The sequence below is a fragment of the Streptomyces sp. NPDC090083 genome, assembly GCF_044747445.1.
Classification (GTDB): Bacteria; Actinomycetota; Actinomycetes; order Streptomycetales; family Streptomycetaceae; genus Streptomyces.
Map to the genome: position 1 here is coordinate 242,068 of NZ_JBIVED010000012.1, position 15,597 is coordinate 257,664.

Here is a 15,597-nt window from a genome sequence, read left to right on the forward strand (position 1 = left end):
CGCCTTGTTGAACGATCTGCCGGACCGGCGACCGACCCGTCGCACCGGTTCACGACCTGTCGAAGCAATTGTTGAACGATCCTGACGGAACGGAAGAGGACCCGATGACGATCCGCGTGATGCTCGTCGACGACCAGGTGCTGCTGCGCACCGGGTTCCGGATGGTGCTCGCCGCCCAGCCGGACATGGAGGTCGTCGCCGAGGCGGGAGACGGCGTCGAGGCCCTTCAGGTGCTCGCCGCGACCAAGGTCGACGTGGTCCTGATGGACGTCCGCATGCCCAAGCTGGACGGGGTGGAGACCACCCGCCGCATCTGCCAGGGCGAGAACCCGCCGAAGGTGCTGATCCTGACCACCTTCGACCTCGACGAGTACGCCTTCTCCGGGCTGAAGGCCGGCGCCTCCGGCTTCATGCTCAAGGACGTGCCGCCCGGCGAACTCCTCACCGCCATCCGCTCCGTGCACAGCGGCGACGCCGTGGTGGCGCCCTCGACGACCCGGCGCCTCCTGGACCGCTTCGCCCCGATGCTGCCCGCCTCCGGCAAGGAGCCCCAGCACAAGGAGCTGGAGCGGCTCACCGAGCGCGAGCGCGAGGTCATGATCCTCGTCGCCCAGGGCCTGTCCAACGGCGAGATCGCGGCCCACCTGGTGCTCTCCGAGGCGACCGTGAAGACCCACGTCGGCCGCATCCTGACGAAGCTCGGCCTGCGCGACCGGGTGCAGGTCGTCGTCCTGGCGTACGAGACGGGCCTGGTGCGCGCGGGCGGGCACGGCTGACTCCCGGCCTCCCAGGAGACCCGGACGGGATGCCCCTGCCCGGGGCGGTCAGCGGAGGATGCCCTCCAGGAAGTCGCTGCCCAGGCGGGCCACCATCGTGACGTCCAGCTGGTGCAGGACGTAGCGGCCGCGGCGGCGGGTGGTGATCAGGCCCGCCTTCTTCAGGACGCCGAGGTGGCGGGATATCTCGGGGGCCGTCATGCCGTGCACCTGGGTCAGCTCGCTGGTGGTGAACGCGCTGCGGGCCAGGCTGCGGCACAGACGCATGCGGACCGGGTGGGAGAGGGCGGTCATCCGCAGGGTCAGCTGCTCCAGGGAGGTCGGCGTGGCGATCTTCGGGGTGTTGTGCACGGGGTAGTGCACGACGGGCTGCCAGCCGAACCGGTACAGGACCGTCAGGTGCGGCCAGCCCAGGGCCGTGGGCACCAGGAGCAGGCCGCCGTCCTGGGTCGCCGTCCGTCCGGTGCCGAGTTTGTCGACCGTGATGCGCGTGGCGCTCTCGTCGAGGGTCACGGCGCTGGACATCGACGTCAGCGCCTCGGCGAGGCCCTTGTGGCGCAGGAGGTCCGTCTTGTGGCGGGCGTCGGCCACGAGTTGATGGTGCGTCCGGGACCAGGTCTCCGCGAAGAACGCCTCGTCGCAGTCCTCCAGGAACTGCCGCAGCCAGGCCCGGGTCTGCGGTGGGTCGGCCAACAGGCGCTCGGTGAAAGCCAGTTGACGCGGACCCCGCGCGACCGCCTGCTCCAGGGCGCGGCGCCGGATCCCGGCGTCGGTGAGCGGGCCGGGCCCGCCCGTGCTGTACGAGGTCGCGCAGGTGGTGAACTCCATCGCGGCGTCCACGAACTGCTCGTCCGTCAGCTTGTCCAGCAGGTCCAGCTCGTCGGCGAGCGTGGCCCCGGGGAGCGTGCTCCGGCCGGGGATGCCCGCGTACGGCAGGAACAGGTCCGAGAACGTCGACCGCCACAGGAAGTCCGCCTCGCACATCCGGTCGGCCAGATGCGGGTCGAGCCGCGCGGTGACCCCGGTCACCCAGCCCTGGAGGCCGGGGTGGTGGCCCGGCTCGGACAGCGCGTGCAGAGCCATGCACAACTCGCCCAGGGGTGAGGGCGCGAAGGTGATCCGCTCCCGCCGCAGCCCGGTGATGTCGATGTGCACGCTCATGTCCCCCATCGTGCACCCCGCCACTGACAACGCCACCCCCGTTTGACGCCGCCCGTCAATCGACGTGACGGCCACGGGGGAGCGGCACAGCCTGGAGGCATGAGCATCACCCAGCAGCACGCCCTCGACACCTACCGCGCCCTGCACCTGGGCCAGACCCCACCGCCCCCGCCCGGCAGCCACGCCTGGCGGACCGCCCGCGAGCTGCGCGGCCACCGGCGGTTCCGCGCGGTCGTCACCGGACGCCCGGCCCGCGGTCGGGTACGGCGGGCGCTGGGGCGACTGGTCGGGACGCGCCCGAGGTCGCGGTCCGCCTGCTGACGAACGGCAACCGGCGACACCCGTGCCGGGCAACCCCCGAGGCGACGTTCCCCCGTCGACCGCGCTGCCTGGCCGTCGCCTTCCAGGAGACGGGCGCTCCAGGGGCCCGTCTCTCGGACGGCTCCCTCAGCTGCGCTTCAGCTCCTCCTCAAGCCGGACCATGAAGTCCGCGACCGCCGTCTTCACGTCCTCGGCGGTCCACTCCAGGCCGGCCGCCCGTACGGAGACCTCGGTCACGGCCAGGCCCGGGCCCCTCGCGCCCCAGGGACTGCCGAAGAGGGCGGTCCTCGTCTCCTGGGTGTGCCGGATCGCCGCCTCCATGACGACGTCGGGGTCGTACGGCAGCCAGAGCTGGAACTCGTTCGTGTGCGGTCGCTCGGGGTGGACCCGTACCCAGGGCACCCCGGCCGCCGCGAACCCCTCGCGCAGCGCGTCGGCGATCACGCGCGCGTGGGCCACGTACGAGGGCAGCCGGGGCAGCTCCCGGTCCAGGCCCGCGAGGGCGGTCAGCGCGGTGGGGAACTGCTGGAAGGCCATGCCTCCGTAGCGGTGCCGCCAGGTCTTCGCCTCGTCGACCAGCGTCTTCGGGCCCGCGACCGCGGCGCCGCCGAGGCCGTCGAGGGACTTGTAGAACGACACGTAGACGCTGTCCGCGAGGTCGGCGATCTCGTCGAGCGGGCGGCCGAAGTGGGCGGCGGACTCCCACAGGCGGGCGCCGTCGAAGTGGACCACGGCGTCGCGTTCGCGCGCGGCCTCGGTGAGGGCGGAGAGCTCCTCCCAGGAGGGCAGCAGGAAACCGGCGTCCCGGAGGGGCAGTTCGAGCATCAGCGTCCCGAAGGGCTCCGGGAAGTCGCGTACCTCGTCGGCGGTCGGCTGCCGGGGCTCGCTCGTCACATGGACCGGGCGGAGCCCGCTGACCTGGCTGAACGCGTTCCGTTCGTGCACTTCGGGGTGGGCGAGCGGGTGCAGGGCGACGGTGGGGTCGCCGGTGCGGCCGGCCCAGCAGCGCAGGGCGACCTGCTGGGCCATGGTGCCGGTGGGGAAGAAGGCCGCGGCCTCCTTGCCGAGCAGTGAGGCGACCCGCTTCTCCAGGACCTCGACGACGCCGTTGCCGTACATGTCCGAGGGCTCGTCCAGGTCGTACAGCTCGGCCGCCTCCTGGACGAAGGCGAGCCGCCCCCGGAGGGGCTCCATGAAGGCGAAGCGGGCGAGGGCGCGCTCCGCGTTCCGGTTCGCGGCCGTGCGCCGCGCGCGGCGCGTCAGCGCGCGATCCTCCTCGGCGGTCGCCTCGGTCGCCTCGGTCGCCCGGTCACTCTGCTCAGCCTGTCCCGCCGTATCGCTCATGCCCCGGATGATGCCTGGCGCGGGTCCGCGTGAACACCTGGTTTTCCCCAGGCTTTCCCGGGTGGCAGGGCTGTGTGACAACCCACAGCCTGTGGACAACCGGACCCCCCTCGAACCGATCGCGTTAACATGACGAGAAATCGTCCGGTACCCGGAGCGGACTGGAACGGGAAGGCCGCCGTCGCGTGAGTACATTCCAACAGCCAGAGCCCAAGGACCGCCCCGCGCGGCTCGCCGTCGGTGTCGTCGGCGCCGGCCGGGTGGGCCCCGCGCTGGCCGCCTCCCTCCAGCTGGCGGGGCACCGCCCGGTGGCCGTCTCCGGAGTCTCCGACGCGTCCAGGCGGCGGGCCGCGCTGATGCTCCCGGACGTGCCGGTCGTCCCGCCCGCGCAGGTCCTGGAGCGCTCCGACCTGGTGCTGCTCACCGTCCCTGACGACGCCCTGCCCGGCCTCGTGGAAGGCCTCGCCGACACCGGGGCCGTACGCCCCGGACAGCTGCTCGTGCACACCTCCGGGCGCTACGGCGCGCAGGTCCTGGACCCCGCGCTGCGGGCGGGCGCGCTGCCGCTCGCGCTGCACCCCGCGATGACCTTCACGGGGACTCCGGTGGACGTCCAGCGGCTCGCCGGATGCTCCTTCGGGGTCACCGCGCCCGAGGAACTGCGGCTGGCCGCCGAGGCCCTGGTCATCGAGATGGGCGGCGAGCCCGAGTGGATCGCCGAGGAGAACCGCCCGCTGTACCACGCGGCCCTCGCGCTGGGCGCCAACCACCTGGTCACCCTGGTCGCCGAGTCCATGGAGCTGCTGCGCACGGCCGGCGTCGAGGCCCCCGACCGGATGCTCGGCCCGCTGCTCGGCGCCGCCCTGGACAACGCCCTGCGCTCCGGTGACGCGGCGCTCACCGGCCCCGTCGCGCGCGGGGACGCGGGCACCGTCGCCGCGCACGTCACCGAGTTGCGCAAGCACGCCCCGCAGACCGTCGCCGGCTATCTGGCGATGGCCCGCGCGACGGCCGACCGCGCCCTGGCCCACGGGCTGCTGAAGCCGGAACTCGCCGAGGACCTCCTCGGAGTGCTCGCCAACGGCGCCGAGGGAGATGCCGGATGACCACCACCCTGTTGCGTACGGCCGAGGAACTGCGGGCACGCACGCGTGCGGGCCGTCGCGCCGTCGTGATGACGATGGGCGCCCTGCACGAGGGCCACGCCACGCTGGTCCGCACCGCGCGCGAGGTCGCGGGACCGGACGGCGAGGTCGTGGTCACCGTCTTCGTGAATCCGCTGCAGTTCGGCCAGGGCGAGGATCTCGACCGCTATCCGCGCACCCTGGACGCCGATCTCAAGGTCGCCGAGCAGGCGGGCGCGGACGTCGTGTTCGCGCCCTCCGCGGACGAGGTCTACCCCGGCGGCGAGCCCCAGGTGCGCATCTCGGCGGGTCCCATGGGCGAACGGCTGGAGGGCGCGGTCCGCCCGGGCCACTTCGACGGCATGCTCACCGTCGTCGCCAAGCTGCTGCACCTCACCCGCCCCGATGTCGCCCTGTTCGGCCAGAAGGACGCCCAGCAGCTGGCCCTGATCCGCCGCATGGTGCGCGACCTGAACTTCGGCATGGAGATCGTCGGCGTGCCGACCGTGCGCGAGGCCGACGGCCTGGCCCTGTCCAGCCGCAACCGCTATCTGTCCTCCCGGGAGCGGCGTACCGCGCTGGCCCTCTCCCAGGCCCTGTTCGCGGGCCGTGACCGGCACGCCGCCCAGGAGGCGCTGCGCGCCCGGGCCCGTGAGGTGCCCGCCACGCGTGCGCGTGCCGAGGCGCTCAGCGCCATCGGGGAGTCCCGCGCGGCGGCCGACGCGCACGCCGTCGCCAAGGCGGTCCCCGGCCCCGGCAGCCCGGCGTCCGTCCGTGCCGCCGCCCGCCTCGTCCTCGACGACGCGGCCCGGCTGGACCCGCCGCTCGTCCTGGACTACCTCGCCCTGGTCGACCCGTCCGACTTCACGGACGTCGGGGAGGACTTCACCGGAGAGGCCGTCCTCGCGGTCGCCGCCCGGGTCGCCACGACCCGGCTGATCGACAACATCCCACTCGCTTTCGGAACCCTCGGAGCCGCCTCGTGAGCAGCACAGGCATACGACTGCACGCACCCGCCCCCGGCTGGTCCATCGACGCGGACGTGGTGGTCGTCGGCTCCGGAGTGGCCGGTCTGACGGCGGCCCTGCGCTGCGAGGCGGCCGGGCTGCGGACGGTCGTGGTCACCAAGGCCCGCCTCGACGACGGCTCCACCCGCTGGGCCCAGGGCGGCATCGCCGCGGCCCTCGGGGAGGGCGACACCCCCGAACAGCACCTGGACGACACCCTGGTGGCGGGCGCGGGCCTGTGCGACGAGGAGGCCGTCCGCATCCTCGTCACCGAGGGCCCCGACGCCGTAGGGCGGCTCATCGAGACCGGCGCCCACTTCGACGAGTCCTCCGAAGGACGGCTGGAGCTGACCCGCGAGGGCGGTCACCACCGGCGCCGCATCGCGCACGCGGGCGGCGACGCGACCGGCGCGGAGGTCTCCAGGGCGCTCGTCGAGGCCGTACACGCGCGTGGTCTGCGCACGATCGAGAACGCGCTCGTGCTGGACCTCCTGACGGACGCCGAGGGGCGTACCGCGGGCGTGAGCCTGCACGTCATGGGCGAGGGCCAGCACGACGGCGTCGGCGCCGTGCACGCGCCCGCGGTGGTCCTCGCGACCGGCGGCATGGGGCAGGTCTTCTCGGCGACCACCAACCCGTCCGTGTCGACCGGTGACGGGGTCGCGCTCGCCCTCCGTGCGGGCGCCGAGGTCTCCGACCTGGAGTTCGTGCAGTTCCACCCGACCGTGCTGTTCCTCGGCGCCGACGCGGAGGGCCAGCAGCCCCTCGTCTCCGAGGCGGTGCGCGGCGAGGGCGCCCACCTGGTCGACGCCGCGGGCGTGCGCTTCATGGTGGGCCAGCACGAACTCGCCGAGCTGGCGCCCCGGGACATCGTCGCCAAGGGCATCACACGGCGCATGCTGGAGCAGGACGCCGAGCACATGTTCCTCGACGCCCGGCACTTCGGCGCCGACATGTGGGAGCACCGCTTCCCGACGATCCTCGCCGCCTGCCGCAGCCACGGCATCGACCCGGTGACCGAGCCCGTCCCGGTCGCCCCGGCCGCCCACTACGCCTCCGGCGGCGTCCGCACCGACTCCCGGGGGCGGACGACCGTCCCCGGCCTGTACGCGTGCGGCGAGGTCGCCTGTACCGGCGTGCACGGCGCGAACCGGCTCGCCTCGAACTCGCTCCTCGAAGGCCTCGTCTACGCCGAGCGCATCGTCGCCGACATCACCGGGAACCAGGCCACGAACGCCCTCCACGCGCGTGTGCCCGAGCCGGTCCCGCACCCCGAGAAGCCCGCGCACCCGCTGCTCGCCCCCGAGGCCCGCTTCGCGATCCAGCGGATCATGACCGAGGGCGCGGGCGTCCTGCGCTCCGCCGACTCCCTCGCCCGGGCCGCGGAACAGCTCCAGCGGCTGCACACGGACGCCCGGGACGCCCTTGAGGAGAACGGCAAGACCGCCGAGCCGGGCGTCGACACCTGGGAGGCCACCAACCTCCTGTGCGTGGCCCGCGTCCTGGTCACCGCCGCCGCCCGGCGCGAGGAGACCCGCGGCTGCCACTGGCGCGAGGACCACGCCGACCGTGACGACACCGCGTGGCGCCGCCACATCGTCGTACGGCTGAATCCCGATCGCACGCTGGCCGTGGACACCACGGACACCGCAGACTTCCCCCCGACCCGGCAGCACCGTCCCCAGGAGCAGTGACAGAAGTGAGCACCCACGACCTTCCCCTCGCCGAGAGCGGCGGCTGCGGCGACGGCTGTGCCTGCGGCGCGGGCGACGACGCCGCGTACGCCGAGTACATGGAGTGCGGTCTCGACCCCGCGCTCGCCGAGCTCCTGGCCGGCGCCGGACTCGACCCCGTGGAGGTCGAGGACATCGCCAATGTCGCCGTCCAGGAGGACCTGGCGGGCGGCGTCGACGTGACGACCGTGGCGACCATCCCCGAGGAGGCCGTCGCCACCGCCGACTTCACCGCGCGCGAGGCCGGCGTCGTGGCGGGACTCCGGGTCGCCGAGGCGGTGATCTCCGTGGTCTGCACCGACGAGTTCGAGGTCGAGCGGCACGTGGAGGACGGCGACCGCGTGGAGGCCGGACAGAAGCTCCTGTCGGTCACGACGCGCACGCGTGACCTGTTGACCGCCGAGCGCAGCGCGCTCAACCTCCTGTGCCGCCTCTCCGGTATCGCGACGGCCACGCGCGCGTGGGCGGACACCCTGGAGGGCACGACGGCCAAGGTCCGCGACACCCGCAAGACGACGCCCGGACTGCGCGCCCTGGAGAAGTACGCGGTCCGCTGCGGCGGCGGGGTCAACCACCGCATGTCCCTCTCGGACGCGGCCCTGGTCAAGGACAACCACGTGGTCGCCGCGGGCGGCGTCGCCCAGGCCTTCAAGGCCGTACGGGAGGCCTTCCCGGACGTTGCGATCGAGGTCGAGGTCGACACCCTGCACCAGCTCCGGGACGTCCTGGACGCGGGTGCCGACCTGATCCTGCTGGACAACTTCACGCCCGGGGAGTGCGCGGAGGCCGTCGGCATCGTCGCGGGCGCCGCCGCCCTGGAGGCCTCGGGACGGCTCACCCTGGAGAACGCGAAGGCGTACGCCGACACCGGGGTGGACTACCTCGCCGTGGGCGCCCTGACCCACTCCTCGCCGATCCTGGACATCGGCCTCGACCTCCGCGAGGCGCAGTAGTCATGCTCCTCACGATCGACGTGGGCAACACGCACACCGTCCTGGGCCTCTTCGACGGCGAGGAGATCATCGAGCACTGGCGCATCTCCACGGACGCGCGCCGCACCGCCGACGAACTCGCCGTCCTCCTCCAGGGCCTGATGGGCATGCACCCGCTCCTCGGGGAGGAGCTGGGCGACGGCATCGACGGCATCGCGATCTGCGCCACGGTCCCGTCCGTCCTGCACGAACTCCGCGAGGTGACCCGCCGCTACTACGGCGACGTGCCCGCCGTCCTCGTCGAACCGGGCGTCAAGACCGGCGTCCCGATCCTCACCGACAACCCCAAGGAGGTCGGCGCCGACCGCATCATCAACGCGGTCGCGGCCGTCGAGCTCTACGGCGGCCCGGCGATCGTCGTCGACTTCGGTACGGCGACCACGTTCGACGCGGTCTCCGCGCGCGGGGAGTACATCGGCGGTGTCATCGCCCCCGGGATCGAGATCTCGGTCGAGGCGCTCGGCGTCAGGGGCGCCCAGCTGCGCAAGATCGAGGTGGCCAGGCCGCGCAGCGTGATCGGCAAGAACACAGTCGAGGCGATGCAGTCGGGCATCGTCTACGGCTTCGCCGGCCAGGTCGACGGTGTCGTCAACCGCATGGCCAAGGAACTGGCCGGCGACCCGGAGGACGTCACCGTCATCGCGACGGGCGGCCTCGCCCCCATGGTCCTCGGCGAGGCCTCGGTGATCGACGAGCACGAGCCCTGGCTGACACTGATCGGCCTCCGGCTGGTCTACGAGCGCAACGTCTCGCGGATGTGACCCCGCGCGCGGGACACCCGACAGGCTGCCCGGCCACCGTGCGGGCGCCTCGGGCGTGAACCCCGCGCGCGGCACCCGCCCCGAGGCGCCCGCGCGTGTGCCACCACCGTCACCCTCCACCGTCCTCGCCGCCACCACCCCCCGCCATCAGGCGAAAACCCCCACGCCACACCCGCCCCCTATGTCGAATTTGTCTGATTAGCGCGTATCGTCGCCGCATGCCCACGCCATACGGATCCCGCGGCGGCATGGCGTTCGGCGCGGAGGAGCTGCGTGTGCTCCGCCGCGCTCTCGCCCTCGCCCTCCAGCCCCGCACCGCCTCCGCCGAGGACGTCCAGGACTGTCTCCGGCTCGCCGAATCCCTCGACGAGGCGGTACGCGAGGGAGTCCGGCTGCGCGCCTTCCTGGTCGCCGACCTCGCCCGGTACCGCGCCGCCCTGCCCGGCACCACCGCCGGCTACCTCACGCTCCTGGAGGAGGCGCTCGGCGCCGGGTACCGCCCGGACGTCGACGACCTCTCCGCGCTGAGGGCCCTGCGCGGCAACCCCTCCGCCGCCGTCCTCCTGGACCGCTGCCTCACGCTCGCCGAACAGGACGTCCGCGCGCGCCTCGCCCGCCGTACGGCCACCCGGCCCGCCCCGACCGTCCCCGCGTCCCGCACCCGCCTCCTGGCGCTCCCCGGAGGCCTCTCCTGCGGCCTTCCCGGAGGTGCCGGGGACGCTGTCGGGGAGGACGCCAGGGAGCCCGTTCGCAAGCCCGCGGAGCGCCCCGGCGAGCGGCCCTCGCCGGCGCCCTCGCCCGCCGCGCCGAAGCCGTCGCGGCCGATCCCCACCCCGGGCGAGGTCTTCCCCCGGCGCAAACCGGCACCGCCCCCCACGAACCCGCCGCAGCAGCTCGCCGCCGGCTGAACCGACCCCGCCCCGTCCTCCCCCAGGCCCGTGGCTACTCTGGAGGACATGGACTATGTCTCCGCGCTCGTGCCCCCGGTCGTCATGGCCGTGTTCTTCATCGGACTGATCCGGGTCATCGTGAAGACCCAGGGCGGGGCCATGAAGGCCAAGGAGGACGCGGCCGTCGACGCCGCCATCGCGCGCGCGGAGAGCGCCCGCCAGGCCTCTTCGGCCACTGACGCCTGAACCCTCCGCTTTCTGCGGCGCCTTCAAGGGCGTACGACTCCCGCACGCGCACGCGTGCTTTCCGAGTCGTACGCCCTTTTTGTTCCTTTTCCACTATGGTTCTGAGCTGTGCCTCGCCCATTGGGAGAACTCGAAGACTCGGTCATGACGCGGGTGTGGAAGTGGAACCGCCCGGTGACCGTTCGAGAAGTCCTGGAAGACCTTCAGCAGGAACGGTCGATCGCCTACACCACGGTGATGACCGTTTTGGACAATCTCCATCAGAAGGGCTGGGTGCGCCGTGAGGCGGAAGGCCGGGCCTATCGATATGAGGCGGTCTCGACGCGAGCCGCCTACTCGGCCGCCCTGATGAACGACGCCTGGTCCCAGAGCGACAACCCGGCCGCGGCTCTCGTCGCGTTCTTCGGCATGATGAGCGACGAACAGCGCGAGGCCCTGCGCAGTGCCGTACGCATCGTCCAGGGACCGGAAACACCCGAACCCGCGGATGGAGTCCAGAACCCCGGCTCCGCACCCTCCGGCGGCGGGCGATAGCGTCCGCTCATGTCAGCAGAGCACCCCGAAGTCACCGCGAAAGCCATCACCGTCCGGAGGGCCAGGACGGGCGATGTCGAGGCGGTGCGCCGACTCCTTGACGCCTACGTCCGCGGTCGCATCCTGCTCGACAAAGCGACGGTGACTCTTTACGAGGACATCCAGGAGTTCTGGGTCGCCGAACGGGACGACAACGCGGAGGTCGTCGGCTGCGGGGCGCTGCACGTCATGTGGGAAGACCTCGCGGAAGTCCGCACTCTCGCGGTGAAGCCCGGCTTGAAGGGTGCCGGTGTGGGCCATCAGTTGCTGGAGAAGTTGCTGCACACGGCTCGTTGGCTAGGCGTTCGTCGCGTTTTCTGTCTCACCTTCGAAGTGGACTTCTTCTCGAAGCACGGCTTCGTGGAGATCGGTGAGACACCGGTTGACACCGACGTCTACGCGGAGCTGTTGCGTTCCTATGACGAGGGCGTGGCGGAGTTCCTCGGTCTCGAACGAGTGAAACCGAACACCTTGGGCAACAGCCGGATGCTTCTGCATCTGTGATCGCCCCGCTCAATTCGGCCCGGTCGCCCTGCCCAGGTTCCCTATGTCCGAAACGCGCATCTTTCCGGGCTGGGGCGGTCGCTCGGTCTCTCCCAGGGGTTTGTGTTTTTCCAGCAAAAGCGGTTTGCTTTCCGACGTACTGCAGTACTGCATATAACAGGGGACGGCGAAACGGCGGACGCCGCAGACCCCAGGCCCGCAAGTAATCGATGAAAGGAAATCCGGTGGCACAGAAGGTTCAGGTCCTTCTTGTCGACGACCTCGACGGCGGCGAGGCGGACGAGACGGTGACGTTCGCGCTGGACGGCAAGACGTACGAGATCGATCTCACCACCGCGAATGCGGACAAGCTCCGTGGACTTCTCGAGGCTTACGTGAAGGGCGGGCGCCGTACCGGTGGCCGTGCTTCTGGCGGTCGCGGAAAGGCGCGCGCCGCCACCGGCGGCAGCCAGGACACCGCGCAGATTCGCGCGTGGGCCAAGGAGAACGGCTACGAGGTCAACGACCGCGGCCGCGTTCCCGCGTCCATTCGCGAGGCCTACGAGAAGGCCAACGGCTGAGCGCACGAGCGCCGCAGCCGGACCCGGTGGCACTGAGTCGCCACCGTGTCCACGAGTCGTACGAGATCAGGGGCGCCCCCAACGCCCCCCACGGCCGACAGCGTCGGCAGCGAGGCCTCGACCTCGCACCCCGGCTCGGGGGGCCGCAGCCATACGGCGGCCCCCTGCAAGGGACGGGAGCGGCCCGGAGGGAGCGATCGATCTTCCGCGGGCCCCGCTCCGGGCAGCGGCGCCCTCGCGAGCCGTTCCCCGGGCCTCGACGGTGCCTCCATGTGCCCGTCCGCGCCGAGCGCCACCAGATCCAGCGCCGACGCCAGCGCGCCCCACTCCAGCCAGTCCAGCAGCCCCGGGAGTTCCTCCGCGCTGCCCGCGGCCACCAGCACTCGCATCCGGTCGCCCCGTACGGCCACCGGGGAGTCCGGGCCCAGCCGCCACAGCGCCGCCGCGCCGGCCTCGACCGGCACGTCCAGGACGTCGAAGCGCAGACCGGTGACGAGCCTCAGCGGCTCTCCGGGCACCGTGCGCCACCCCAGTTCGTTCTCGTACCAGTGCCGCTGCCTGTCGTCCGGATCGAGCGGGCGGCGGGGGAGCGGGACCGTGGTGCGAGGGGGGACCGTGCCAGCCATGCCAAGAGCAACCGTCGAAGCGGGCCGGGAGTTACGCTGGGTGGCCCGGTGAATGCACAGGGTGCCGGAAAAGGGGGCGTTCGGGGGTGTCGACCGGCGCAAGGTTGTTCGCCCGTAGCGGAGGGAACCGGTGCACTCGGCATGGAGTGTCCGTGCGAACGGGTAAGACATCCCTAGTGGGAGGGGGCGACACGCAGAAAAGGGCGTCTCACGTTCGCCATCGGCGTACTCATGGTGAGGGTAACTGCCTGGCCTGCGGGAACATCGTCTCGCACCATCAGGTTGGAGCAGATGTCGGCGTTCGGGTTCAGGAGGCAGTGTTGGTTCTCGGTCCGGTGTCGGCAGTTGGAATGAGCGGTCCCCGCTTGCGGGACTAAGCTGCGGAAGGACAGGGAGGGGAGCGTCCCCTTACTGCCTGACCGCTCTGAGGAGCGATTAACGATGTTCGAGAGGTTCACCGACCGCGCGCGGCGGGTTGTCGTCCTGGCTCAGGAAGAAGCCCGGATGCTCAACCACAACTACATCGGCACCGAGCACATCCTCCTGGGCCTGATCCACGAGGGTGAGGGTGTCGCCGCAAAGGCCCTGGAGAGCCTCGGCATTTCGCTTGAGGCGGTCCGCCAGCAGGTTGAGGAGATCATCGGACAGGGCCAGCAGGCGCCGTCCGGTCACATCCCCTTCACTCCCCGTGCCAAGAAGGTCCTGGAGCTGTCGCTCCGCGAGGCCCTTCAGCTGGGCCACAACTACATCGGCACGGAGCACATCCTGCTCGGCCTGATCCGTGAGGGCGAGGGCGTCGCCGCCCAGGTCCTGGTCAAGCTGGGCGCTGATCTCAACCGTGTGCGGCAGCAGGTGATCCAGCTGCTCTCCGGTTACCAGGGCAAGGAGACCGCCACCGCCGGCGGCCCTGCGGAGGGCACCCCCTCGACGTCCCTGGTCCTCGACCAGTTCGGCCGGAACCTCACCCAGGCCGCTCGTGAGTCCAAGCTCGACCCGGTCATCGGGCGCGAGAAGGAGATCGAGCGGGTCATGCAGGTGCTGTCCCGCCGTACGAAGAACAACCCGGTCCTGATCGGTGAGCCCGGCGTCGGCAAGACCGCCGTCGTCGAGGGCCTCGCCCAGGCCATCGTCAAGGGCGAGGTGCCCGAGACCCTCAAGGACAAGCACCTCTACACCCTGGACCTCGGCGCGCTGGTCGCCGGCTCCCGCTACCGCGGTGACTTCGAGGAGCGCCTGAAGAAGGTCCTCAAGGAGATCCGCACCCGCGGCGACATCATCCTGTTCATCGACGAGCTGCACACGCTGGTCGGTGCGGGTGCCGCCGAGGGCGCCATCGACGCCGCTTCGATCCTGAAGCCGATGCTGGCCCGCGGTGAGCTCCAGACCATCGGTGCCACCACGCTGGACGAGTACCGCAAGCACCTGGAGAAGGACGCGGCCCTTGAGCGCCGCTTCCAGCCCATCCAGGTCGCCGAGCCCTCGCTCCCGCACACCATCGAGATCCTCAAGGGTCTGCGCGACCGGTACGAGGCGCACCACCGTGTCTCCATCACGGACGAGGCGCTCGTGCAGGCCGCCACGCTGGCCGACCGGTACATCTCGGACCGCTTCCTGCCGGACAAGGCGATCGACCTGATCGACGAGGCCGGTTCCCGGATGCGCATCCGCCGGATGACCGCGCCGCCGGACCTCCGCGAGTTCGACGAGAAGATCGCCGGCGTCCGCCGCGACAAGGAGTCCGCGATCGACTCGCAGGACTTCGAGAAGGCCGCCTCCCTCCGCGACAAGGAGAAGCAGCTCCTGGCCGCCAAGGCCAAGCGGGAGAAGGAGTGGAAGGCCGGCGACATGGACGTCGTCGCCGAGGTCGACGGCGAGCTGATCGCCGAGGTCCTAGCCACGGCGACCGGCATCCCGGTCTTCAAGCTGACCGAGGAGGAGTCCAGCCGTCTCCTCCGCATGGAGGACGAGCTCCACAAGCGGGTCATCGGCCAGAAGGACGCCGTCAAGGCGCTCTCGAAGGCGATCCGTCGTACGCGTGCGGGCCTCAAGGACCCGAAGCGTCCCGGTGGTTCGTTCATCTTCGCCGGCCCGTCCGGTGTCGGTAAGACGGAGCTGTCCAAGGCGCTCGCCGAGTTCCTCTTCGGTGACGAGGACGCGCTGATCTCCCTCGACATGTCGGAGTTCAGCGAGAAGCACACGGTGTCGCGGCTCTTCGGTTCGCCCCCCGGATACGTGGGCTACGAAGAGGGCGGCCAGCTGACGGAGAAGGTCCGCCGCAAGCCGTTCTCGGTCGTCCTCTTCGACGAGGTCGAGAAGGCCCACCCGGACATCTTCAACTCGCTGCTCCAGATCCTGGAGGACGGTCGCCTGACCGACTCCCAGGGCCGCGTCGTGGACTTCAAGAACACGGTCATCATCATGACGACCAACCTTGGAACCCGTGACATCTCCAAGGGCTTCAACCTGGGCTTCGCGGCCACGGGTGACACGAAGTCCAACTACGAGCGCATGAAGAACAAGGTCTCGGACGAGCTCAAGCAGCACTTCCGCCCCGAGTTCCTCAACCGTGTGGACGACGTCGTCGTCTTCCCGCAGCTCACCCAGGAGGACATCCTCCAGATCGTCGACCTGATGATCGGCAAGGTGGACGAGCGCCTCAAGGACCGGGACATGGGCATCGAGCTCTCCCAGGCCGCGAAGGAGCTCCTCTCCAAGAAGGGGTACGACCCGGTGCTGGGCGCGCGTCCGCTGCGTCGCACGATCCAGCGCGAGATCGAGGACACCCTCTCGGAGAAGATCCTCTTCGGCGAACTGCGTCCCGGCCACATCGTGGTCGTCGACACGGAGGGCGAGGGCGACGCCAAGACCTTCACCTTCCGGGGTGAGGAGAAGTCGGCGCTTCCCGACGTGCCGCCGATCGAGGACGCCGCCGCCGGTGGCGCGGGTCCGAATCTGAGCAAGGAGGCGTAGCCCTTCGGG

At 71.2% G+C, this 15,597-nt stretch carries 16 protein-coding genes; 13 read left to right on the top strand and 3 right to left on the bottom strand.

The features are described from left to right. The first annotated feature begins 104 nt into the window (after positions 1-104). Entirely contained in the window at positions 105-776 is a 672-nt protein-coding gene (locus tag ACIPTO_RS34580; RefSeq protein ID WP_366322241.1) for a response regulator transcription factor, read from the top strand. A gap of 48 nt (positions 777-824) precedes the next feature. On the opposite strand, the gene ACIPTO_RS34585 is transcribed toward ACIPTO_RS34580, so the two are convergent. Further along, positions 825-1,937 carry a DUF5937 family protein gene (locus tag ACIPTO_RS34585; RefSeq protein WP_401198665.1) on the bottom strand — a complete coding sequence of 371 codons (1,113 nt, stop codon included), beginning with the start codon at positions 1,935-1,937 and terminating at the stop codon, positions 825-827. Between the two features lie 99 nt (positions 1,938-2,036). Between ACIPTO_RS34585 and ACIPTO_RS34590 the strand changes: the two genes are divergently transcribed. After that, the gene (locus ACIPTO_RS34590; protein ID WP_401198667.1) at positions 2,037-2,258 is read left to right on the top strand and encodes a hypothetical protein; all 222 of its coding nucleotides are present in this window, start codon (positions 2,037-2,039) and stop codon (positions 2,256-2,258) included. 126 nt (positions 2,259-2,384) lie between these two features. Here ACIPTO_RS34590 and ACIPTO_RS34595 read toward each other — a convergent pair whose 3' ends face one another. Continuing rightward, on the bottom strand, positions 2,385-3,602 hold the full coding sequence (locus ACIPTO_RS34595; protein ID WP_401198669.1) for a threonine aldolase family protein: 1,218 nt from the start codon (positions 3,600-3,602) through the stop codon (positions 2,385-2,387). A gap of 185 nt (positions 3,603-3,787) precedes the next feature. Between ACIPTO_RS34595 and ACIPTO_RS34600 the strand changes: the two genes are divergently transcribed. The 10 genes from ACIPTO_RS34600 (at position 3,788) to ACIPTO_RS34645 (ending at position 11,992) form a co-directional block, all read left to right on the top strand. Next, a complete protein-coding gene (locus ACIPTO_RS34600; RefSeq protein WP_366322233.1) occupies positions 3,788-4,708 on the top strand; it encodes a DUF2520 domain-containing protein in 921 nt (306 codons plus the stop codon). Further along, positions 4,705-5,712, top strand: coding sequence for a pantoate--beta-alanine ligase (panC, locus tag ACIPTO_RS34605; protein WP_401198671.1), 1,008 nt, complete (start codon positions 4,705-4,707; stop codon positions 5,710-5,712). The genes ACIPTO_RS34600 and panC overlap by 4 nt, the downstream gene beginning before the upstream one ends. Next, positions 5,709-7,427 (top strand): L-aspartate oxidase, encoded by a 1,719-nt coding sequence (locus tag ACIPTO_RS34610; protein WP_401198673.1) that lies wholly within the window; start codon positions 5,709-5,711, stop codon positions 7,425-7,427. The genes panC and ACIPTO_RS34610 overlap by 4 nt, the downstream gene beginning before the upstream one ends. 5 nt (positions 7,428-7,432) lie before the next feature. Further along, entirely contained in the window at positions 7,433-8,419 is a 987-nt protein-coding gene (gene nadC / locus ACIPTO_RS34615) for a carboxylating nicotinate-nucleotide diphosphorylase (protein ID WP_366322227.1), read from the top strand. Positions 8,420-8,421: 2 nt separating this feature from the next. After that, positions 8,422-9,219 carry a type III pantothenate kinase gene (locus tag ACIPTO_RS34620; protein WP_366322225.1) on the top strand — a complete coding sequence of 266 codons (798 nt, stop codon included), beginning with the start codon at positions 8,422-8,424 and terminating at the stop codon, positions 9,217-9,219. A 248-nt stretch (positions 9,220-9,467) separates the two neighbouring features. Beyond that, entirely contained in the window at positions 9,468-10,127 is a 660-nt protein-coding gene (locus ACIPTO_RS34625; protein WP_366322561.1) for a hypothetical protein, read from the top strand. 48 nt (positions 10,128-10,175) lie between these two features. Further along, a complete protein-coding gene (locus tag ACIPTO_RS34630) occupies positions 10,176-10,355 on the top strand; it encodes a hypothetical protein (protein WP_043685379.1) in 180 nt (59 codons plus the stop codon). Positions 10,356-10,475: 120 nt separating this feature from the next. Beyond that, complete coding sequence (locus ACIPTO_RS34635; RefSeq protein WP_078623229.1) at positions 10,476-10,889, top strand: BlaI/MecI/CopY family transcriptional regulator; 414 nt, start codon at positions 10,476-10,478, stop codon at positions 10,887-10,889. 9 nt (positions 10,890-10,898) lie between these two features. Further along, on the top strand, positions 10,899-11,432 hold the full coding sequence (locus ACIPTO_RS34640; protein ID WP_019064250.1) for an amino-acid N-acetyltransferase: 534 nt from the start codon (positions 10,899-10,901) through the stop codon (positions 11,430-11,432). A gap of 224 nt (positions 11,433-11,656) precedes the next feature. Beyond that, positions 11,657-11,992 (top strand): Lsr2 family protein, encoded by a 336-nt coding sequence (locus ACIPTO_RS34645; RefSeq protein WP_055512928.1) that lies wholly within the window; start codon positions 11,657-11,659, stop codon positions 11,990-11,992. On the opposite strand, the gene ACIPTO_RS34650 is transcribed toward ACIPTO_RS34645, so the two are convergent. Further along, positions 11,971-12,618: an SCO3374 family protein gene (locus ACIPTO_RS34650; protein ID WP_401198676.1), complete on the bottom strand. Its 648-nt coding sequence runs from the start codon at positions 12,616-12,618 to the stop codon at positions 11,971-11,973. The two genes, ACIPTO_RS34645 and ACIPTO_RS34650, sit on opposite strands and share 22 nt — an antisense overlap. 441 nt (positions 12,619-13,059) lie before the next feature. Between ACIPTO_RS34650 and ACIPTO_RS34655 the strand changes: the two genes are divergently transcribed. Beyond that, positions 13,060-15,588: an ATP-dependent Clp protease ATP-binding subunit gene (locus tag ACIPTO_RS34655; protein WP_366322220.1), complete on the top strand. Its 2,529-nt coding sequence runs from the start codon at positions 13,060-13,062 to the stop codon at positions 15,586-15,588. Positions 15,589-15,597 lie beyond the last annotated feature (9 nt).